At 35.1% G+C, this 22,090-nt stretch carries 17 protein-coding genes and 1 riboswitch; of the genes, 16 read left to right on the top strand and 1 reads right to left on the bottom strand.

Features of this window, described 5'->3' with window-relative positions:
- The first annotated feature begins 17 nt into the window (after positions 1-17).
- From CACET_RS12110 to xylB, 7 genes are all read left to right on the top strand, one after another.
- Positions 18-1,787 (top strand): sensor histidine kinase, encoded by a 1,770-nt coding sequence (locus CACET_RS12110; protein ID WP_044824806.1) that lies wholly within the window; start codon positions 18-20, stop codon positions 1,785-1,787.
- A gap of 83 nt (positions 1,788-1,870) precedes the next feature.
- The gene (locus CACET_RS12105; protein ID WP_044824807.1) at positions 1,871-3,493 is read left to right on the top strand and encodes a response regulator transcription factor; all 1,623 of its coding nucleotides are present in this window, start codon (positions 1,871-1,873) and stop codon (positions 3,491-3,493) included.
- 313 nt (positions 3,494-3,806) lie between these two features.
- Complete coding sequence (locus tag CACET_RS12100) at positions 3,807-5,303, top strand: sugar ABC transporter ATP-binding protein (RefSeq protein WP_044824808.1); 1,497 nt, start codon at positions 3,807-3,809, stop codon at positions 5,301-5,303.
- 15 nt (positions 5,304-5,318) lie between these two features.
- Positions 5,319-6,308, top strand: a complete 990-nt coding sequence (locus tag CACET_RS12095; RefSeq protein WP_044824809.1) for an ABC transporter permease — start codon at positions 5,319-5,321, stop codon at positions 6,306-6,308.
- A 58-nt stretch (positions 6,309-6,366) separates the two neighbouring features.
- Positions 6,367-7,356, top strand: coding sequence for a sugar ABC transporter substrate-binding protein (locus CACET_RS12090; protein WP_044824810.1), 990 nt, complete (start codon positions 6,367-6,369; stop codon positions 7,354-7,356).
- Between the two features lie 92 nt (positions 7,357-7,448).
- Positions 7,449-8,489 carry an NAD(P)-dependent alcohol dehydrogenase gene (locus CACET_RS12085; protein ID WP_044824811.1) on the top strand — a complete coding sequence of 347 codons (1,041 nt, stop codon included), beginning with the start codon at positions 7,449-7,451 and terminating at the stop codon, positions 8,487-8,489.
- Between the two features lie 30 nt (positions 8,490-8,519).
- Positions 8,520-9,992, top strand: coding sequence for a xylulokinase (gene xylB, locus CACET_RS12080; RefSeq protein ID WP_044824812.1), 1,473 nt, complete (start codon positions 8,520-8,522; stop codon positions 9,990-9,992).
- 265 nt (positions 9,993-10,257) lie between these two features.
- Here xylB and CACET_RS19515 read toward each other — a convergent pair whose 3' ends face one another.
- Positions 10,258-12,384, bottom strand: a complete 2,127-nt coding sequence (locus CACET_RS19515; protein ID WP_052661417.1) for a sensor histidine kinase — start codon at positions 12,382-12,384, stop codon at positions 10,258-10,260.
- 397 nt (positions 12,385-12,781) lie between these two features.
- A riboswitch (SAM riboswitch) is annotated at positions 12,782-12,882 on the top strand.
- A 153-nt stretch (positions 12,883-13,035) separates the two neighbouring features.
- Between CACET_RS19515 and CACET_RS12070 the strand changes: the two genes are divergently transcribed.
- The 9 genes from CACET_RS12070 to CACET_RS12030 all read left to right on the top strand — a co-directional run bounded on the left by CACET_RS12070 (position 13,036) and on the right by CACET_RS12030 (position 22,082).
- Positions 13,036-14,172 carry a trans-sulfuration enzyme family protein gene (locus tag CACET_RS12070; protein ID WP_242846924.1) on the top strand — a complete coding sequence of 379 codons (1,137 nt, stop codon included), beginning with the start codon at positions 13,036-13,038 and terminating at the stop codon, positions 14,170-14,172.
- A 3-nt stretch (positions 14,173-14,175) separates the two neighbouring features.
- Positions 14,176-15,309 (top strand): trans-sulfuration enzyme family protein, encoded by a 1,134-nt coding sequence (locus CACET_RS12065; RefSeq protein ID WP_044824813.1) that lies wholly within the window; start codon positions 14,176-14,178, stop codon positions 15,307-15,309.
- 154 nt (positions 15,310-15,463) lie between these two features.
- On the top strand, positions 15,464-15,907 hold the full coding sequence (locus CACET_RS12060; protein ID WP_044824814.1) for a helix-turn-helix transcriptional regulator: 444 nt from the start codon (positions 15,464-15,466) through the stop codon (positions 15,905-15,907).
- 31 nt (positions 15,908-15,938) lie between these two features.
- Complete coding sequence (locus tag CACET_RS12055) at positions 15,939-17,213, top strand: coproporphyrinogen-III oxidase family protein (RefSeq protein ID WP_044824815.1); 1,275 nt, start codon at positions 15,939-15,941, stop codon at positions 17,211-17,213.
- Positions 17,214-17,225: 12 nt separating this feature from the next.
- Positions 17,226-18,128 (top strand): radical SAM protein, encoded by a 903-nt coding sequence (locus CACET_RS12050; protein WP_044824816.1) that lies wholly within the window; start codon positions 17,226-17,228, stop codon positions 18,126-18,128.
- Positions 18,129-18,453: 325 nt separating this feature from the next.
- Positions 18,454-19,251: an HAD-IIA family hydrolase gene (locus CACET_RS12045; protein ID WP_044824817.1), complete on the top strand. Its 798-nt coding sequence runs from the start codon at positions 18,454-18,456 to the stop codon at positions 19,249-19,251.
- Between the two features lie 16 nt (positions 19,252-19,267).
- Positions 19,268-19,846: a glycerol-3-phosphate responsive antiterminator gene (locus tag CACET_RS12040; RefSeq protein ID WP_052661419.1), complete on the top strand. Its 579-nt coding sequence runs from the start codon at positions 19,268-19,270 to the stop codon at positions 19,844-19,846.
- Positions 19,847-19,848: 2 nt separating this feature from the next.
- On the top strand, positions 19,849-21,168 hold the full coding sequence (locus CACET_RS12035) for an ABC transporter substrate-binding protein (protein ID WP_044824819.1): 1,320 nt from the start codon (positions 19,849-19,851) through the stop codon (positions 21,166-21,168).
- 20 nt (positions 21,169-21,188) lie between these two features.
- Complete coding sequence (locus CACET_RS12030; RefSeq protein ID WP_044824820.1) at positions 21,189-22,082, top strand: carbohydrate ABC transporter permease; 894 nt, start codon at positions 21,189-21,191, stop codon at positions 22,080-22,082.
- Positions 22,083-22,090 lie beyond the last annotated feature (8 nt).

Genomic DNA, 22,090 nt, shown 5'->3' with positions numbered 1-22,090 from the left:
CTTAAAGGAGCAGATACATGGACGGAATAAAATTTATCAATAGTTTGAGGTTTAAGTTAATATCTATCACCATTGTTTTAATTCTATTTCCGATTATGCTTTTTTCTATCGTATATTCAAGCCTTGTAAAAGATATTATTAGTAAGAAATATACTGAATCAGCAGTACAATCTGTATATGAGGCTGCAGATAATATTGACTTTATTTTAAATGATATTCGAGAATTTTCAAATGCTCTATTAGCAAATACAGATATGATCAGGGCATTAAATGATAAGAACAACATGGATGCAGTGGCATTTCGTAGTTTGCTTCGTAGTTTCTTTACATCAAGAGAAGATATTGATGGCATCTATGTCTATGCAGGGAGAAGAGTTTATTCTGTAGGGGTAAACAAAGTGGCTGAAATGGAGGATTATATGCCTATCGGCAAATTATCCGAAACCGATGGGGAAATCATTTGGATTAATACAAGACAAGAAAAAATAAAAATTTTAGCTGGAGAGTTTGATAAATACTACTTTTCTTTAGGAAGGAAGTTAATTGATTTTAATACCTTAGAAGAGCTTGGATTGCTTACTGTTGATATTGATGAGATTATCCTTGAAAATTCTTATAAAAACCTTGTAAGCGGAGATATTGAGCAGATTTTTATTGCTAATAAGTATGGAGAAATCGTAAGTCATCCTGACAAAAGCAAGATAGGAGAAAGTATAGAAAACGAAGTATATGCACAAGAAATTCTTATGGCGGAGAAGAAAAGCGGCCATATTTCTTTTAAAGATCATAGAGAAAAGAAAATTGCCATATATGCAACCTGTGATGTAAATGATTGGAAAATTGTTAAAATTGTACCTTACTGGTACTTATACAAAGAAATAGATGAGGTTCAGTGGAAACTAATAAGAGTAGGTGTAATTTATGTAATTATTACGTCTTTCTTAATGTTGTTTTTCTCAATAAAGACTACAGAACCTATTATTAAAATGATGAAGTTGATGAAGAAAACAGAAAATGGAGACTTAGATGTACAGATAGATACAGAAGGAAAGGACGAAATTGGACAGCTTGGGGTAAGCTTTAATAATATGATCGCTAAAATGCGTTGTTTAATTAATAGATTAGTTGAAGAGGAACGCCATAAAAAGGAATTAGAACTAGAAGTACTTCATGCACAGATTAACCCGCATTTTTTATATAATACCCTGAATACGATTCGTTGGATGGCTAAGCTACAAGGTGCCAAAAGTGCCAGCAATGCTTTGACGGCTTTGATAAAGCTTCTAATGATCAGCATAAACTTTGGTAAAGACATGATTTCTTTAGAAGAGGAGATCGAATATGTAAAAAATTATATTTTAATTCAAAGATTAAGGTTTAATGAGAGGTTTACGATTCATTATAGCATAGATGAGGAATGTCTTTCCTGCTGTATACCAAAGCTTATACTTCAACCAATTGTTGAAAATTCAATAATATATGGACTACAAGAAGAGGACTCTGAGCCGCTAAATATAGAAATAAAGGCTTATACTAGTCAGGAGATGTTAGTTGTTGAGGTCAGTGACAATGGTCCTGGAATTAAATCAGAGGTATTAAAAAACATTTTAAAGTCAGAAAAGGATGCCAATAAGTTTAGTACTGTCGGCTTAAATAACATCAATCAAAGAATAAAGTTATCTTTTGGAGAGGCTTATGGTATTAAGATTTTGACAAAAGAAAATCAGGGTACAAATATTATCGTTGAATTGCCATGCAAAGGAGAAGCCCTTAATAGATTAGACTAATCTGCAGCAGTCTGTTTTCTAAGACGTAAAATGGTGAAATGTAATTTTATGAGGACATGTGGTGCAGAATGGGAGGAATTTTAATGTATAAGGTCTTAATTGTAGATGATGAAGTGCTGGTAAGAGTAGGGCTTAAATCCACAATAGATTGGGAAGATCTGGGTTTTACAGTGGTAGCAGAGGCTTCAAATGGAGAACAGGCTTATGAAGCCTATCTAATTCATAAACCTGATGTGATTCTTACGGATATCGTTATGCCTAAGCAGGATGGCTTTTGGCTTACAAGAAAAATAAGAGAGAAAAATCAAAAGGCAAAAATATTGATTTTGAGCTGTCATAACGATTTTGAACATGTAAGAGAAGCACTAAAGAGTGGAGCAGATGACTATATATTAAAATTTGAAGCTGAGGATGAAGAACTTATAAAAACCATGACCGGCATCAAAGAAAGTTTAGATGCTGAAGGCAATGGAGAAGAAGATCATAACTATCTAAAAAGGGAAACTAGCACAGATGTTACATCTCTTAAAGTGAAATTGCTTGAAGATTTATTAGATGGCAGCATGAGGGTAGATGCACAGTTACTTGATAGATCTTCTGATTTAGGCTTTCTTCTAGAGGGATCTACATTTGCTTTAATATCTCTTTTTAGAGATGATGGGGAGAGGAAAGCAGATTGCAAGGATCAAGACTGGCAACATATGAATAATGCTATCATTAATCTAGCATCTGGCATTATAGAACAAAAAAAAATGTTTTGTCTTGCTCAAGAAAACAATAATCGATTTTTATTTCTTCTATCAAAAACACAGATCAAGAAAGTAGAGGTGCAAGAGGTTATTGAATTGATACGCAGTTCAGTGGCACAATATTTTGATATTCCTATAAGTGCTGTAATAAGTCGAAGCTTTAATGATATAAAAGAAGTTTCAGATGTTTATAGGGACGTGGCGTTGAAGGCGGAACAGCTTTTTTATATTGATGAAAGTTGTATGATCAATGCTGCTGAGCAGACTCTTCAAAATATCAATATTTTTAGCGTGAAAAAAAGTTATGAGCAATCTTTAATTAATAGTATTAATGAAGAAAGCCAGCAGAAAGCTCTTGAAGTAATAGAACAGACTGAAGCTTTTTTTAGAAAAAATACTGTAAAAGATGTAGAAGTAAAGCTCTTTTACTCTAATATGATCAGCAATGTCTTTGAACGCTATTATCATTGTTTTGTGGAGGAAGATAAAGCAAAAGATTATACCTATTATCATAATAGGCTTATGGCGGCTACAAAAATCAAAAGTGTTGTAGCCTTAATGAAGGAAATTATCATCACAATAATAAACAATGTTAAAACCTATAGGAATAATAATTCTAATGATATTATTAAAGAAGCCATCGATTATATAGAAAGAAACTATCAGAAAAAAATATCTTTACAATCTTTAGCGGAATATCTGAACTTATCAAAGCACTATGTATGTTATCTATTTAAAAAGGAGACAGGAGAAAATATATCCCTTTATGTAAACAAGCTCAGGATAGAAAAAGCAAAACAGTTGGTGGTAGATTCTGATTGTAAAATAAAAGAAATCTACGATGATTTAGGTTTTTCTGATCAACAGTATTTTTCTAAAACCTTTAAAAAAATTACAGGGATGACCATTATGCAGTATAAAGATAGTGTATTGAACAATAGTGAAACCAATAGGTAAAATTATAAAATACAATTATGGTAAAACATGATTGTATTTTTTTATGTCTAAAGTAATATAGATGAATATAGACAATTTATTTGTATAAACTATGCAAATTTTCAGATTAGATGAAAAGTTACAGTAAAAAAATACACAAAAATAATAATATAGTACAAAAAATAAGCTTTTATTACAATTTTGTTTTTTTCATTAATATTGTACACATGAAAACTAATCTAGTCCATTTTGTTATGAGCAGATTTCGTTTATTATAAGATTAAGGAAGTAAAGAAAACGTATTCAATGCTATAATACATGAAAGGAGAAAAAAATGGGTCAAGATGTTAGATTAAAAGTTTCTAATATTGAGAAATCGTTTCCAGGAGTAAAGGCATTAGATAAAATAAATTTTTCTGTAAGAAAAGGCACGGTTCATGTATTATGTGGAGAAAATGGTGCTGGTAAATCAACACTGATGAAAATTATCAATGGAATTTACAAAGCTGATGCAGGAGAAATATTAATCAACGGTAAGGTTGTAGAGGCACAGAATCCTATCCAGGCCAGAAGTCTTGGCATAGCAATGATTTTTCAAGAACTAAATTATATACCAGAAATGACCATAGAGGAGAGCTTATTCGTTGGTAACTGGCCTACGAATAAATACGGAAATGTAGATTGGGCTGAAATAAGAAAACGTACCATTGAACTGTTAAAAAAGGAAAACCTAAACTACTCTCCTGAGACAAAACTTAAAGATTTAACGGTTTCGGATATACAAATGCTGGAGATTCTTAAGGCCATTTCTTATAACTCTGATATTATTATTATGGATGAGCCTACATCGGCAATCACGCAAAAAGAAGTTGAAGTCTTATTTGAAAAGATCAATGAATTAAGGGATCGAGGGGCAAGTATTATTTATATATCCCATAAGATGGATGAAATTTTTAGAATCGCTGATGATATAACTGTATTTAGAGACGGATGTGTTGTAGATTCAAGATCAAAAGACGACTATGATATGGAAACAGTCATTGCACAAATGGTTGGAAGAAAACTAGAAAATAACTTTCCAAAAGAGGAAATAGAAATTGGCGAAAAGATTCTCGAGGTGAAAGACTTATCGGATGGTGTTAAATTTCACGATATAAACTTCCATCTTCATGAAGGCGAAATTATTGGGTTTGCAGGCCTTATGGGGGCAGGAAGAACCGAGGTCATGAGGGCATTATTTGGATTAGATCCTTATCAATCTGGAGAAATCATTATTAAAGGTGAAAAAATAAAGATTAAAAATGTGAAAAGTAGTATAGATAAAAAGATGGTAATGCTTTCAGAAGATCGAAGAAGGTTTGGGATCATACCTGTCAGAAGTGTAAAGGAAAACGTTTCATTAGCAGCCCTAAAGAAATTTATTTATGGTGGGAAACTTCATGCAAAAGAAGAAGAGAAGACAATTCAGGAGTATTGTACAAAAATGAAGGTAAAAACACCAACCATGGAAACTTCCATTGAAGCACTAAGTGGAGGGAATCAACAAAAAGTTATCTTGGCTAAGTGGATGATTACAAATCCTGATATTTTAATTTTGGATGAGCCAACACGGGGAATTGACGTTGGTGCAAAGTACGAAATCTATAAACTCATGTCAGAGTTAGCAAAGCAAAAAAAGGGAATCATCATGGTTTCTTCAGAACTTCCAGAGCTTATAGGAATGTGTGACAGAATATATACTATGGCAAAAGGTAGCATCATGGGAGAATTGAAGAGGAATGATTTCTCACAGGAAAACATTATGCGACTTGCTACCGAAACAACAAGTTAAATCGAGGTGAATAATATGAAAACCAATAATGTAAAAAAAATATGGACAGATATTAAAAGTAAATATAGTATATTTTTAGTGCTGGCTGTACTATTTGTTGTGTGTTGGCTTGCTAATGAGAACTTTGTTTCAGTAAACAATTTATCTAATATTTCAATACAAATTGCAGTAGTAACCATACTTGCCTTTGGGCAAACAATTCTTATTATAGCTGGGATGCTGGACTTATCCTCTGCTTCAGTGCTAGCATTGGCAGGTGTGCTTTCGGTATCAACTTATGTAAGTACAGAATCACTTTTGCTTTCTTTTGTTGTAGCTATTTTAGCCAGTGTTGCATGTAATATCATCAATGGTTTGATGATTACTAAGTTTAAAGCACCACCCTTCATAGCAACTCTTGCAATGATGACGATGGCTAGAGGAGCAGCGTTGATGTATACCAATGGACAAAATATCTATCAGATTGGAAATTATTCGACCTTCGGACAGGGGAAAAACTTTGGTATTCCTACACCAATATTGTTCATGATAGCTACCCTATTGGTGACCTGGTATATATTAAAGCATACAGTGTTTGGCAGATCTATATATGCCGTAGGAGGAAATCAAGAAGCCGCAAACGCCTCTGGTATAAACGTAGATAGAGTAAAAATGAAGGCCTTTATCATCAACGGTATATTTGTAGGTATAGCAGGGGTAATTTTTATGTCCCGTGTAAACGGTGGGATGCCTAATGGTGCGGTTGGCTATGAATTTAAGGCACTTACAGCAGCAGTTATTGGAGGAACAAGTTTTACAGGAGGAATTGGTACTTCTCTAGGAACATTGGCAGGTTCTTTCATCGTTGGATTTTTAGACAATATCATGGTTTTAACAGGGGTTAACTCTTATTTACAACAAATTATCCGTGGTGCTATCATAGCGCTGGCTGTAATCTATGATATATGGGCAAAAACAAAGAGAACGAAAAAGAAATTAGGAAGCATTGAAGCAAAAGTAAAGTAAATTTAATGAGTTTTTAATAGAGAATCTCTATTAAAATAAAATCTAGGGGGGAAATAAAATGAAAAAATGGTTAGCAATCTTATTAGTGGTGACATTAATGTTGTCTATCTTAGCAGGATGTTCAAAGCCTGCTACAACACCAGCAGGTGATGAAGGGGAAGCTGGCGATAAGCCTTTTAGAGTTGCTTATATAGCAAGAGCACAAGCAGACTCCTTCGCAGCATGGCTTGCAAACGCAGTAAATGAAGAAGCTGATAAATATGACAACATCGTTATTGATATTCTTGACGGTCAAGCTTCTGACTCTACACAAAATGCATTAATTGAAAATGCAATCACAAACAAGTATGATGCAATTATTATTCAGCCAAACAATGGTGAAGCACAAAGACCATATGCTGAAAAAGCTGTTGCAGCAGGTATCATCACGATTACTACCAACGCTAGAATTGATGGAATTCAAGGAGCATCTTCTGTAGATGCTGATCCATATGAACAAGCAAAAGTAAATGCTACTGTTGCACTTGAGCAAATCCCTCAAGGTGCAAATGTAGTTGTATTGAAGGGACCTCCAGGAAACTTCCATGCTGATGCAAGACGTGAAAGCTGGCAAAAAGAATTCTTTGAAAAACGTCCTGACGTGACAATTGTTGGAGAAGAAATTGCTAACTGGAACAAAGATGAGGCTATGAATTATATGGAAACATGGGTGCAAGCAAACAGCAAAATCGATGCGATTATCGCTATGAATGATAACATGGCTGCTGGTGCATTAGAAGTTGTGAAGGATGATTCAAGATTTGATGGAATCTTATCTTATGGTGTTGATGGAACTGCTGAAGCTGTTTTATTAATCCAAGAAGGTATCATGACTTCTACAAGCTTACAAAGTGCTTATGATTTAGCCGCAGCGCTTTTAGACACTGCTAATAAACTTTTAACTGGTGTTGAAACACAAATCGATATTGATATCGACTGTCCTTTAATTAATAGTGACAATGTTGAACAGTACATTGAAATGCACAAAAGGGCAGGAGCAATAAGATAGTACGTATGAAGTAAAACCTTTGGTGCGCGGCTAGCAATAGTACGCGTACCAATTTTAATATAAGATTAAAAAAAACTATGGAGGCTGAGAAAATGAACAATAAAGCTGTTTTTATGCAGGGTACAAATCATATGATTACAAAAGAAGTTCCAATGCCTGAAGTAAAAGATCATGAGGTTCTGATTAAGGTAGATGCAGTTGGCATATGTGGATCTGATGTTCATTATTATCAACATGGAAGAATAGGTGACTTTGTGGTTGAAGGTGATTTTATTCTAGGACACGAATGTGCTGGAGAAGTTATTGAAGTAGGTAAGGATGTAAAAAGCCTTGTAGTTGGTGATAGAGTTGCACTTGAACCAGGTAAGACCTGTGGAAAATGCGAATTTTGTAAAGGCGGTAAATACAATCTTTGTCCAGAAGTAGAATTTTTTGCTACACCTCCTTATCATGGTGTATTTACTAACTATGTTGCCCATCCTGAAGATATGTGCTTTAAATTGCCAGAAAATGTATCCAATGTAGAAGGGGCTTTAGTAGAACCATTGGCAGTTGGGTTACATGCATCTAACCAAGGTGGTGTAAAATTAGGAGATACTGTTGTTATCTTTGGGACAGGATGTATCGGACTTGTCAGCGTGCTTTCCTGTAAAGCAAAAGGAGCTTCAAAAATTATTGTTGTAGATATACTAGAAAATAGACTTGAAGTTGCAAAAAAAATCGGTGCAACAGATATCATCAATGCAAGAGAGGTTGATGTTTTAAAGAAAATAGAGGAGTTAACAGGTGGCAAAGGTGCGGATGTTGTGATTGAGACTGCTGGTGCTGAGGCTACTGTAAAGTATACAGTAGATGTACTAAAAACTGGTGGAACCATCGTTTTAGTAGGTATGACACCTAAAGATGAAACAGCCTTTAACTTTATGAAGCTCATGGGCAAAGAAGGAGAGCTAAAGACGGTTTTCCGTTACAGAAACCTATATCCTGTTGCCATTAATGCTATCGCAAGTGGTGCTATTGACGTAAAAGGTATTGTGAGTCATGAATTTAATTTTGATCAGACGAAGGAAGCTTTTGATTTTGTTGTGGGTAATGCAAGTGATGTTGTAAAAGCTGTGATTAAAATTAAGTAAATGTGATAAACAGAAAGAAGGGGAAAAATAATGTATTTTATAGGTATAGACATTGGTACAACATCGGTAAAAATCATTGCAACCGATGAAAATGGAAATATTGTTAGATCCATTAGTAAAGAATATCCATTATCTTTTCCTAAACCTCTTTGGTCTCAACAAAATCCAGAGGATTGGTGGAGGCAGTCTATAAGCGGATTTAAGGAGCTTTTAGATGGCTTAGATAAAAGTGAAGTGAAGGCAGTTAGTTTTAGCGGTCAAATGCATGGCATGGTTACTTTAGATGAAAATGATCAAGTGGTACGACCTGCAATTCTTTGGAATGACCAAAGAACAGAGAAGGAATGTGAGTATCTTAATAACGAAATTGGTCGGAATAAAATATCTCAGTGGACAGGGAATGTAGCTCTTACAGGATTTACTGCCCCAAAAGTCCTATGGTTAAAGGGAAACGAACCAGAAAATTTTGCTGTCGCCAAAAAAATTATGCTTCCTAAGGATTATATCGCCTACAAGATGTCAGGTGTATTTGCCACAGACATGTCAGACGCATCAGGCACCTTATATTTAGATGTAAAAAACAGAAAATGGTCAGCAGAAATGTTGGAGCTTTTGGGGATTTCTGAGGAACAATTACCAAGACTATATGAATCCTATGAAGTGATTGGAAACATAAAACCTGATCTGGCAGAAGAATTGGGCTTAAATAAAGATGTAAAAATTGTTATTGGTGGGGGAGATCAAGCGGTTGCTGCTGTTGGTGGTGGTGTGGTTGGTGCTGGATCCTGTTCACTATCCCTTGGAACTTCTGGGGTTGTTTTTACATCAAATGAAGAATTTTTTGTAGATGAAAATAATGGTCTGCATTCTTTTTGCCATGCAAATGGCAAGTATCACCTTATGGGTGTGACACTTGCTGCAGCTGCATCTTTGAAGTGGTGGGTTGAAGAAGTCAATAAGTCGGAGGACTTTGATGGCTTATTAAATGAAGCAAAAGAAGCACAAATCGATGATAGTTTATTTTATCTTCCTTACTTAATGGGAGAAAGAACACCTCATAATGATCCTAATTGTAGAGGAACCTTTATCGGTATAAATATGACCCATGAAAGAAAGCACATGACCCGAGCTGTACTAGAGGGAGTTGCATTTTCCCTGAGGGATACCTTTGAAATTATGAAAGAAATGGGCATTGAAATCACTGATATCAGTATTAGTGGTGGCGGTGCAAAGAGTAAACTTTGGTGTGAGATCATAGCTGATGTATTGAATGTAAGAGTAAACAAGCTCAATACCAATGAAGGTCCTGCATATGGTGCTGCAATATTGGCTTCCGTAGGATTTGGATTATTTGATAGGGTTGAAGATGCTTGTTGTAAGTTTATTAAAGTAACAGAAAGCATTCATCCTGATAAGGAAAATAGCCAGCTTTATAATAAAAAATATGAAAAGTTTAGAAAAATTTACCCTACAGTAAAAGACTTATTTAAGCAGCTTATTTAGATCAAGTGAGTGAATAAAAATATTTGAGGGAATATTTTTCAAATTTACAACTTAAAATAAACAAGTCGCATTTTATGGTTTGAACCTTTTATGCGCCTTGTTTGTTTTTGAAAAATTTACTTTTCAAATAAATAAGTTGCAATAAAACTTTTACAGCTTAGTGTAAGATAGCAGAGTCATGGGGATCGCAGACTGCGTAAAAATTGTCACCCTGAGGGTAGCGAATGTAACATATTTACTATGACTTATAACTTATATAGATATTTTAAACTTCAGTTCCTTTAATGGAATAGATATCTGAAAGTTCAACGTTTATCTTTTCTACAATACTACTATAATCATTTAAACGACATTCAACTTCTGTTTTGTTAGGACTTTCAGGGAGTACTTTACATGGCAATTCAACAATAAATTCACTTCCTAATCCATATTCACTTTTCACAGATATTTTACCACCCAGCATTTCTACAAAGGACTTTGTCAGTGAAAGTCCTATGCCACTACCTTCTTGCTTTCTTGTAAGCAATTGATCTGCCTGTTTATAACGTTCAAATATTGTCTTTTGTTTATCTTTAGGTATACCAATCCCATTATCTTTAACAGAAATGGAGATATATTCTTCTCCATCCAACAAATTTACTTCTATAGTTCCATTTGAATCTGTAAATTTAATTGCATTAGAGAGAAGATTAAGCATAATCCTTTCAACGATATCAATATCACAAGCAATAATCTTGGTATCAATATTTGAATCGTAACTAAGTCTAATTTTTCTATTTTTTACATGATCCGTTATAGACAGGGTTATTACTTCGATAATGTTTACGATGTTATGGTTTTTTAAATTGAACTCATAAAAGTTTGTATCAATTTTAGTCATATCAATAAGGTTGTTTACTAACCGAAGCAATCTAAAGCAGTTTTGTTTCATTGATTTTAAATGATGAAAATGCTTAGTTGTTGTATTCGCTGGATTGGATTTTAGATATAGATCAAATAATTGTATTGCACTCAAAATAACATTAATAGGGGTTCTTAGCTCATGGGACATGTTGGCAATATACTCACTTTTTGCATCATTGGCGAGTTCAGCTTCTTCTTTGGCTTGCTTAAGGTTTTCGGACATTTTCTTGTATTCAGTAATATCACGACACACACCTAATATTCTATAAATTTTTCCTTGATCATCCTTAATAGGCATAAGTGTTGTATAAAGATATATGCTACCTGCCGGTGTAGGAAGTTGTTCTTCAAAGCTGAAGACAGTTCCTAATGCTATACATTTTTTATAATTAGCAGTAAAAAATTCTGCACAATCTTGAGGGAAAACTTCATGGATATATTTACCACAAACCTCTGAACTCCATAGCCCTGCTAACTTTTCTAAAGAAGGGTTAAAAGCTACAAACCTAAAAACCTCATGGGAAACAACATCAGTAAGAAAAATACCATCAGAAGTATTTTCAAAGACCTGTCGGTAGCGTTGTTCACTTTGGCGTAATGCCTCTTCGGTTTTTTTACGTTCAGCCACCTCGGCTTGCAGTTCTGCAGTACGCTCCATCACATTCTTTTCCAGTAGATCATTTGTCTTACGAAGTTTGTCTTCTGCTTTTTTTCGCTTAGTTACATCGACTAGGCTAAGAATAACACCAGTAACACTGCCATGAGAGTTTTTTACAGGAATCAAATCCCAGTCCCAATAGGTAACCCCTAGCTTAGGAAACTCTTGATACTCAAAGGGTTTTGCATGAAAAGAAATAGGTTGGCCTGTTTCAACTACCCGCCGAAAGATCATTTCATTATCAGTATAGGGATACAGGGCAAAATGATTTTTTCCTATGTAAAATTCAGGAGGATGATTGCCAGCAGCAGCATATTGTTTATTTACACGAATAAAATTAAAATCCTTATCAAGATAGGCAATCATGGCACTTGTTGTATCGAAGATGCTCTCCAAAACTCTTTTAGCATCGTATAATTCCTCTTCAGCACTTTTCATTCTAGAGATATCCTGAACAATACCTATATATTGATAAATTTCAGTACCAAAATCAAGAATAGGTGATACAACAAAGCTTAACCATAGAATAGAGCGATCTTTCCTTACTACCTTTTTTTCAAGAAAATGATGTTTTTTTTCTTGAGTAAACAATGTATGATGATTTTGCGATGCTTGATCTATAGTTTCAGGGAGATAAAGATCTGTTAAGGTCATGTTCACAAGTTCTTTTTCTGCATACCCAAGGATGTCGCAGAACTTTCTGTTTAGTTTAAGAAACTTACCAGATGATGTAGAAATATAAACACCAACCTCGGGATGATCAAAAATAGATTTTAAAGTAGGATCTTTGATAGAATAGTCAGTCTTTTTAACATCAAATATTGTTTTCATGCAGATAAGCCCCCCGAATAAATTATCAGTTACTTTTATACTACTATCATCCTTCCACTCCGCTTTGCTCCACTCAGGATGACAAATTATGGCTTAAGTCAACGCTAATAATGTCACTATTTAGCTGGGTTAAAATATAATCTACTATATATTAACAAAAATTTCCATACTATTCAAGAAAAACTGAGGCAGGGTTAATGTTTTTTATTTTCCAAAAGTATTGACATGTAATCTATAATATATTATTATAACTAAAACCAATTAAATACACAGGTTTACTATAGAATTAAAATGTGGCGTGGAAGGATCTTAGAATTAAAGAAACGACAGTTGATGGAGGAATTCTGGAAATAATGCGTTAAGATAACGCTTATGCAAAACATATATAAATAATAAACTCTTATTTAGAGTGGTGGAGGGACTGGCCCGATGAAACCCGGCAACCGGCACAGTATGTGCAGTGGTGCTAAATCCTGCAGCAAAGCTGAGAGATAAGAGGAAGCCTTAATACTAAGACCTTCCTGTTATTGACAGGGAGGTCTTAATATTTCACTACTCACCAAAGTGGGAGACTTCTCGGTAATTTAGGTTAAAATATTACTATTAAAACATAGAAAGGACATGATTTTTATGAAAAAAGAGTGTTTGCACATGGAAACAAAATTGGTACATGGCAGCAGGGGAGGGGATGTCCATACAGGAGCAATTAGTTTCCCTATTTATCAAAGTGCTACCTTTAAACATCCAGCGGTTAATGAATCTACAGGATATGATTATTCAAGAGTTCAAAATCCTACTAGGGAGGAGCTTGAAAACACCATTGCTGCTCTTGAAGGGGGGACAGCAGGTTTTGCTTTTTCTACCGGCATGGCTGCTATAGCTACGCTATTTCATCTCTTTTCAACGGGGGATCATATCATCGTTTCCGATGATCTATACGGGGGAACCTATAGATTATTTGAAGAGATATGCAAAAAGAATGGCATGGAATTTTCCTACATTGATACCAGAAGCATAGATAACATTCGTAAAAGTATAAAGGCAAATACCAGGGGAATTTTTATTGAAACACCTTCTAATCCCATGATGAAGGTGACGGATATTGAGGCCTTAAATAAGTTTACAAAGGACAATAGTATCATACTTATGGTGGACAATACCTTTTTAACACCATATTTTCAACGTCCTTTAGCCTTAGGGGCGGACATTGTTGTTCATAGCGGAACAAAATATCTTGGAGGCCATAATGATACCCTAGCAGGATTTGTGGTGGTAAAAGAGGAGGAAATGAGGGAAAAAATCGAACTTTTACATAAAACAGTTGGTGCAGTTTTAGCTCCCTTTGACTGCTGGTTAATGTTGAGGGGTATAAAAACCCTTGGTATTAGAATGAAAAAGCAACAGGAAAATGCTATAGAGATTGCCAACTGGCTGAAGAAAAAAGAAGAAGTAGAGAAGGTTTACTATGTTGGTCTTGAAGATCATGAAGGATATACCCTATCAAGAAAGCAAGCTACAGGCTTTGGGGCAATGATTTCTTTTGTAGTAAAAAATACTGCATTGGCGGAGAAAATTTTGAAAAATGTAAAGGTAATTTCCTTTGCAGAAAGTCTTGGGGGTGTAGAAAGCCTCATCACTTATCCCATCACCCAGACCCATGCTTCAATTCCTGAAGAAATTCGTAAAAGACTTGGTATTGATGAAAGATTATTAAGATTATCAGTAGGGATAGAAGATGTCAATGACTTAATCAGTGATCTTGAAGAAGCCATAGAAGGGGAGGAATAGAATATGAAAATAGGAACAAAACTTATCCATAATGGAAATGAAATTGATAAACATACAGGGGCTTTGAGTATTCCAATTTATCAAGTATCAACTTTTCATCAGTCCGATATAGACAATCCAGGGGAATTCAATTATTCTAGATCAGAAAATCCTACCCGTAAAGCTTTAGAAGAAACCATTGCAAAGCTAGAAGGAGGATATAGAGGTTTTGCCTTTTCTTCTGGAATGGCAGCTACTTCATCTGTACTTTCTATTTTTGCATCAGGAGATCATATTATCGTATGTGAAGATGTTTATGGGGGAACCCATCGGATTACCAGCAAGTTTTTTAGTCGTTTTGCTGTGGAGGTAACTTTTGTTAATGCTGGTGATTTAGAGAATATAAGAAAAAATATTAAAGGAAATACGAAGGCTATTTTTTTAGAAAGCCCCTCTAATCCTTTGTTAAAAATCACAGATATAAGAAGTGCTGTGAAAATTGCAAAAGAGTACGACTTGTTGACAATGATAGATAATACTTTTATGTCACCTTATCTCCAAAGGCCAGTTGAACTAGGGATAGATATCGTCATTCACAGTGCTACTAAATTCCTAGGGGGACATAGTGATGTAGTGGGAGGATTAGTGGTTGTAAAAAATAAAGATATAGCTGAGAAGGTCTATTTTGTGCAGAATGGCTTTGGTGCGATTTTAGGGCCTCAGGATTCTTGGCTATTACTAAGAGGTATAAAAACACTGAAGGTAAGAATGGATTATCAACAGCAAAATGCCTTGAAGCTTGCACAATGGCTTGAAGAACAAAAAGGGGTAGAGGAAGTATTTTACCCTGGACTAGAAAATCATCCAGGCAAGAAACTTCACTTCTCACAGGCTGATGGGGCAGGTGCCGTGCTATCCTTCAAAACAACAGATCTTCAAACTGCTAAAAATTTTATGAAAAAAGTCAGTATAGTAGCGGTGGCGGTTAGCTTGGGAGGGGTTGAGACCATTGTATCTTATCCAGTACAGATGTCCCATGCAGCAATTCCAAGACACGAAAGAGAAAGGCTTGGAATTACAGACACTTTAATCAGAGTTTCACTTGGCTTGGAAGAAATAGAAGATCTTATCGAAGATTTTGGAAAAGCTTTAGCATAGTCTTTTTTAATGATCATTCCCTTAGTCTAGGATACTGGACTAAGGGTTTTTTAGTATAAAGATGATGAAAAGGAATAGACATTTTCTATTAACATATTTACATTTTTACACATATAGTGTAAAATTACACTATATGCAATGTGGAGGTGAAGAAGTGAATAGAGATGAGTTCATTAAAAAGGTAGATGCAAAGTTAAAGTTGATTAGAAATGAAAAAAACTTTACTCAGGATAAAATGGCTGAGGTGATAGGTATGTCGAAAAAAACCCTAGTGCAGATAGAAAAAGAACGATCTACTTTGGGATGGACGGGGGCAGTAGCTGTATGTTCTATATTTAAGCATAGTGAGGTCCTTCAAATGACCTTCGGAGGGGACCCTCAAGATATTATTCTATCTCTAGCCTTCTCAAACCATGAACATAGCTATGAGACTACCTTGGGAGGGAAAGTATGGTGGAGAGATGTTGAGAAAACTGATAAATATAGGGTACAACAAAATATCATAAGCAAGCACTATAGAATACTGGATAGGCAGGATAGAAGGATATGTTCTTCTTTTGAAATTGAATACATAAAGAAAAGATTAGAGGAATTATAAATTTGTGACATTACACAACAGGGGGAAGATGATGGTTACTAGTTTTTTACGGAGAACATTATTAGGAAAAAAAGAAAAGTTTTCATTTAGAGGATATCAGGAGGGGGAAATAGACTTTAATGCTATGGGGAAGGAGATAGGGATTTATATACATATCCCCTTTTGCAAAAGCATGTGTCACTATTGCCCGTATAATAAGGTTCTTTATGAAGAAAACATAGCTTTAGCATACAAGGAAGCACTTATGAAGGAACTAGTTTTATATAAAGAAAAGTTTAAAAACAAGAAAGTTACTTCCATCTATATAGGAGGGGGTACGCCGACGCTTCTTGCAGAAGAGCTGAAGGAAATCCTTGCATGGATAAAAGTTCATTACCATTTCCAAGGAGATATAGGTATAGAAGTTCATCCTACAGAAGTGAACAGAAAGCTATTAAAAACATTGAAGGAGATGGAAGTCAATTTAATTAGTGTAGGTGTACAGACCTTTAATGATGAAATGCTGCAATTTCTAGGAAGAGGCTATACCTCTCATGAAATAGATCAGGCTTTATCTCTCATAAAGGATTTTGATTTTCAATGTGTTGATATTGATATCATGACAAATCTGCCTGGACAAAAAATTGAGGATATTCAATACGACCTAGAAAAGACCTATGCCTACGGTATAGACCAGCTTTCTGTATATCCTTTGATTCTTTTCCCCATGACAACAATGAGCAAAGTCCTAAAGGAAAAAAAGCTAAGTAGATTTGGAGAGTTGGAGGAGAGAAAAATTCTCCAGATGATTGATGAGGTTTCTAAAAGATGGGGATATCACAGAAGTTCCGTATGGACCTATGGGAAGTCTTCTGATAATAGATATACCTCTGTAACAAGGGAAAGTTTTGTGGGCTTTGGGGCAGGAGCCAGCTCTCACTTTGGAGATTATTTTTATTTAAATACTTTTGACGTAAAAGCCTATATAGGAGCTTTAAAGGAAGAAGCACTGCCTATTAATATTGTAAACCTTATGACAGAAAAGGAAAAAATGATTTTTTGGATTTTCTGGAGATGCTACGACGGCATGATAGATGGAGAGAGGTTTAGAGAATTATTTCATAAAGATATGAAAAAGGGATTTAAACTGTTGTTTGATTTATTGAAGTATCTTAAAATGGCAGAGGAAGAAGGCGATAAAGTGATTTTAACAGAATGGGGGCGGTATGCCTATCATTTTGTGGAAAAGCAGTATTCTATTCACTATTTAAACTACCTATGGAAAAAATCTATGGAGGAGCCGTGGATAGAAGAAATAAGTATATAACAGGGGGGCAAAATGAAGATAAGAGATTTTTTATCCTTGAGTTACTTTGGTGTAAAAACTATTCTTTTTAAACAGAAAAAGCCTATTCTAGGGACGATTATATTAACAGATTATTGTAATTTAAGCTGTAAACATTGTTCCGTAAATAATATAAATAAAAAGATGTACGCTTATGTCAATATTAAAAAAGAAATGGAGGCCTTCTATAGAGAAGGGATCAGGATTCTATTTTTTTGCGGTGGGGAAACTTTGCTTTGGAAGGATGGGGAAAGAGATATTAGAGATTTAGTTAAAGAAGCAAAGAAAATTGGTTTCTATATCGTCAATATCGTTACCAATGGCACAGAGGACCTTCATATTCCTGAAGCAGATATCATCTTCTTAAGTCTTGACGGAACAAAGAAAACCCATGACCTTATCAGAGGAGATACTTACGATCTTATCATGAAAAGGTTAGAGGATACTGAAGACTGTAATATATGTATTTATATGGCAATAAATAAGCTGAATTACAGAGAGGTGGAGGAAGTGGCGGCGTTAGCAAAGGAGCATCCTAAAATCAATAGTATCTCCTTCAATTTCCATACCCCCTATGAAGGAACAGAAGACCTTAGTCTGGATAGGGAAGAAAAGAAGGAGGTTGTGGCTAAGATAAAAGCTATGATAAAAAAGCAGCTGCCAATTTTTAATTTATATAGCTCTCTGGAGGCATATTTAAAGAATCAATGGGACAGACCTTGCTTTCAATGTATTGTATCAGAGGATAATAAAAGATATACATGTGGCAGATGTGTAGAGATTGAAGGTTTATGTAGTGAATGTGGTTACCTGTTTGCAGTGGAATTTTCCCTTTTGTTTAAAGGAAGTATTAAAATTATCTATGAAATGTTGAAAACTTATCTGAGATATGTGTGATTGTGAAGGGTTAAAAAGTATAGCTAAAGTTGATGCCTACTGTAGAAACAGTAGGTTTTTCTATGTTTACAGAGAAAAGCTAGTTCCCATAGCATTTGAAAATTTACATGCTGTTAACCTTTTACTAATATGCAATTAACATCTCCATAGTAAACTTAAGATGCAACAACAATTAAAAGAATATTCAACATTGAACTATTTCTTAAAGGTTGGAGAAAATGGAGTAACCTGTAGGAAGAGTTGTACATTCAAATGAACTAGAAATAATTCATTTTACTTAGTATACTCTTTTGAATATGGTTACTTTTTTATTGGAGGAGGCAAAATGAAGGACTACAGTACTTATATTTTTGATATTGATGGTACATTGGTTAAACAAAACAAAGTTTTAGAAGGTGCTATTGATTATTTAAAGCATTTAAGAGAAGGCAAGAAGCAAATACTGTTTGCTACAAACACTCCCTTATACACACAAGCTATGCTAACTAAAAAGCTAAATCGTTTGGGGGTTTATGTAGAAGAAAAAGAGATTATCACGCCTATTGATGCTGCAAATATCTATTTTAAACAAGAAAAAAAACCTATAACTGTATTGGGAATTATCCATCCTAAAGTGGTGACAAAGCTGATTGATCTGGGGTGGGACATCACACATAGCAAAGATTTTAATAAAACACGAAATTATACCCATGTACTCTTGGGAATGTACACAAAACTAACTTACTTGGAGTTAGTAGCAGGATTACAGAGTTTGGATAGAGGGGCGAAATTACTTGTGATGAATCCCGATCTTTTTTGTCCTATTAAGACAGGTAGAATCATTGACAGCGGTTCTCTAGGGGGGATTTATGAAAAGTGCACAGGAGAGGAGGCTACTGTGATAGGAAAACCAACCTATTGGATGCAAAAAGCCATAGAGGATAAATTAAGATATCCCTTAAGCCAGTGTTTATTTATTGGAGATTCTCCCTTCACCGATATGAGAATGGGTAGGGAAATGGGTATGGATACTTTGTTTTTAAAGTCTGGTATTAATGAGTTTTTAAGTCCATCAATACAAATTGATGCAACCTATTCGTTTCCAACCATTAAATATATACCTTATGCTAATAACAGTAGGTAGTAAAGGAGGAACCAGGATGTTTCAGCAGGAAGAAGTGATTGCATCTGTTCATAATGACGAGATTCTTAAAACAGCATTAAATATCTCTAGTATTAAAACAATTTTTTTGATGCAAGGAGATATCTTAACACTAAAGAATAGCATTAAAGAAATACAATTAGTAGATAAAAAGGTCTTTTTACACGTTGATTTTATACAGGGTTTAGCAACAGACAGTAAGGGATTACAGTATGTAGCAGAAGTACTAAAACCTGAAGGAATCATTAGTACCCGTGGACAAGTGATACAGCATGCTAAAAAACACAGTTTATTAACAATACAGCGTTTATTCATTATTGATAGCAATGCTTTATTATCAGGGATTAAAAATGTAAAGAGCAGTAAACCAGATGCAATAGAGGCAATGCCTGGACTTATGCCCAGAATTATAAAAGAATTAAAGAAGTCCACTGATTTACCGATTGTTGCTGGAGGATTAATAAAAAGCAGGGATGAAATAAAAGAAGCATTTATTTCTGGTGCAGTGGCGGTTTCTTTAAGTGCATTTGAAACATGGTTTGTTGAAAAGAAAGTCCTAAAAAAGAAAGGGGAATAAAAATGAAAAAGACATGGAAAAAAGCAGTTTTGCTATTGGTAGCGATGGCGCTGTTAGTAGGTTGTGCATCAAGTGAAGGCGGGAATCCAACCAACACCAAGGAAGGAGATCCTGTAGAGATTACCTTTTATTATCCAATTGCTGTAGGCGGGGCTCTTACAAGTGTTATTGAAAAAATGGCAGAAGACTTTATGACAGAAAATCCTGATATTAAGGTGAGTCCTGTCTACACAGGAAGCTACGCAGAGACAATGGTGAAGGCTCAAACAGCCATTCAAGGTAACAATGCTCCAGAACTAGCGGTATTATCAGCAACAGAACTATATACTTTATTGGATATGGATGCAATCATTTCTTTAGATGAATTAATTGCTCAGGATGGTGGCAGGGAATATATTGAGGACTTTTATCCTGCTTTTTTAGAAAACTCTCAAACTGGAGGAAAAACCTGGAGTATCCCCTTTCAGAGAAGTACCATTGTTCTTTACTATAATAAAGAAGCCTTTAGAGAAGCAGGTCTAGACCCTGAAGCACCACCTAAAAATTGGGAGGAATTAATAGCTTATGCTAAGAAGTTGACAGTAAAGGGAAACAATGGTGAAGCAGCAAGATGGGGGCTTGAAATTCCTAGCTCTGGTTTTCCTTATTGGTTATTTCAAGGCTTCGCTTTACAAAATGGCAAAAACTTAATGAGTGATGATGGCAAAGAGGTTTTCTTTGATACACCAGAAAATATAGAAGCACTTCAGTTATGGATAGATTTAGCCCATAAACATGGTGTAATGCCTAAAGATATTATAGAGTGGGCTACTGTACCCTCCAACTTTATTGAAGAAAAAAGTGCTATGATGTATCATACAACAGGAAATCTAACCAATGTTAAAAATAATGCAGGTTTTGAATTTGGTGTAGCCTATATGCCAGCAGGTAAACAATATGGTAGTCCTACTGGAGGTGGAAACTTCTACATCTTTAAAGATGTACCTCAAGAAAAACAAGAGGCGGCGTGGAAGTTTATAAAATGGGTAACAGAACCAGAAAGAGCAGCACAATGGAGTATTGATACAGGATATGTAGCAGCAAGAGCCTCTTCCTATGAGACAGCTATTATGAAGGATTACGTAGCTAACTTTCCTCAGGCTGCAGTAGCCAGAGACCAGCTAGAATATGCTTCTGCTGAATTATCTACCCATAATAATGGACGTGTATATAAAGCAATTAACGACCATCTCCAAGCCGCTATTGTAGGAGATTTAACAGCTGCTGCCGCATTAGAAAGAGCACAAAAAGAAGCAGAGGGAATTTTGGCTCCCTTTAAATAATAGTTGGAAAGGTGATTGAGATGAGAAAAATATGGCAAAACGATGGCTTTCAAAGGAACTTTTATGCTTGGGTACTACTTTTTCCATCTCTTATCTTCATCACCCTCTTTACCTTTTACCCTATTACTAAAACCCTGCATTTAAGCTTCTTTCGATTGGACTTAGGAACACCTCAGGGGATTTATATGGGATTAGGAAATTTTAGGGGGATGTTGGAGGATGAAGTGTTTTGGAAGGTACTGAAAAATAACATATGGTTTGCTGCTGGTACTATTCCCATTAGCATGGGAATGGGTATGTTGATGGCTTTAGCACTGAATAAAGCGATGGTCGGTCGCAGCTGGCTAAGAACCTTTTTCTTCTATCCTACTGTTATTCCTATGATTGCTATTGCAAATATATGGCTCTTTATTTATACACCTGAGTATGGATTATTGAACCATATTCTTTCTTGGGTAGGTGTGGGAAGAGTCAATTGGTTAGGAAATCCCAATATCGTTATGTGGGCTATGATCATCATGGTGATATGGAAGGAATCGGGTTTTTTTATGATTTTTTATCTAGCAGGATTGCAAAATATCTCCAGAGAACTATATGAAGCAGCTGAGATAGATGGGGCGTCTTCTATAACAGTATTTACAAAAATTACCTTTCCCCTATTGATGCCAACAACTTTATTTATTTTTATCATTGCCTTAACCAATTCCTTTAAGCTTGTAGATCATCTTGTGATTATGACACAAGGAGGACCCAATAATGCCAGCAATCTTTTGCTTTATTATATCTACGAAACAGCCTTTAAGTTTTGGGACCAAGGGGTGGCATCAGCGCTAACAGTAATTATGCTAGTAATTATGGTGATCATTGCTTCTATTCAATTCTTTGGGCTAGATAAAAAAATATATTACAGTTAGGGTGAGGA

This window comes from Clostridium aceticum, assembly GCF_001042715.1.
Lineage (GTDB): Bacteria > Bacillota > Clostridia > Peptostreptococcales > Natronincolaceae > Andreesenella > Andreesenella acetica.
The sequence above is the reverse complement of the archived record's forward strand: the minus strand, read 5'-3'. Positions and strand labels throughout refer to the sequence as shown.

Coding starts and splice junctions, on each gene's coding strand:
- CACET_RS12110 (WP_044824806.1), top strand. CDS start 18: ATGGACGGAATAAAATTTATCAATAGTTTGAGGTTTAAGTTAATATCT.
- CACET_RS12105 (WP_044824807.1), top strand. CDS start 1,871: ATGTATAAGGTCTTAATTGTAGATGATGAAGTGCTGGTAAGAGTAGGG.
- CACET_RS12100 (WP_044824808.1), top strand. CDS start 3,807: ATGGGTCAAGATGTTAGATTAAAAGTTTCTAATATTGAGAAATCGTTT.
- CACET_RS12095 (WP_044824809.1), top strand. CDS start 5,319: ATGAAAACCAATAATGTAAAAAAAATATGGACAGATATTAAAAGTAAA.
- CACET_RS12090 (WP_044824810.1), top strand. CDS start 6,367: ATGAAAAAATGGTTAGCAATCTTATTAGTGGTGACATTAATGTTGTCT.
- CACET_RS12085 (WP_044824811.1), top strand. CDS start 7,449: ATGAACAATAAAGCTGTTTTTATGCAGGGTACAAATCATATGATTACA.
- xylB (WP_044824812.1), top strand. CDS start 8,520: ATGTATTTTATAGGTATAGACATTGGTACAACATCGGTAAAAATCATT.
- CACET_RS19515 (WP_052661417.1), bottom strand. CDS start 12,384: ATGAAAACAATATTTGATGTTAAAAAGACTGACTATTCTATCAAAGAT.
- CACET_RS12070 (WP_242846924.1), top strand. CDS start 13,036: ATGGAAACAAAATTGGTACATGGCAGCAGGGGAGGGGATGTCCATACA.
- CACET_RS12065 (WP_044824813.1), top strand. CDS start 14,176: ATGAAAATAGGAACAAAACTTATCCATAATGGAAATGAAATTGATAAA.
- CACET_RS12055 (WP_044824815.1), top strand. CDS start 15,939: ATGGTTACTAGTTTTTTACGGAGAACATTATTAGGAAAAAAAGAAAAG.
- CACET_RS12050 (WP_044824816.1), top strand. CDS start 17,226: ATGAAGATAAGAGATTTTTTATCCTTGAGTTACTTTGGTGTAAAAACT.
- CACET_RS12045 (WP_044824817.1), top strand. CDS start 18,454: ATGAAGGACTACAGTACTTATATTTTTGATATTGATGGTACATTGGTT.
- CACET_RS12040 (WP_052661419.1), top strand. CDS start 19,268: ATGTTTCAGCAGGAAGAAGTGATTGCATCTGTTCATAATGACGAGATT.
- CACET_RS12035 (WP_044824819.1), top strand. CDS start 19,849: ATGAAAAAGACATGGAAAAAAGCAGTTTTGCTATTGGTAGCGATGGCG.
- CACET_RS12030 (WP_044824820.1), top strand. CDS start 21,189: ATGAGAAAAATATGGCAAAACGATGGCTTTCAAAGGAACTTTTATGCT.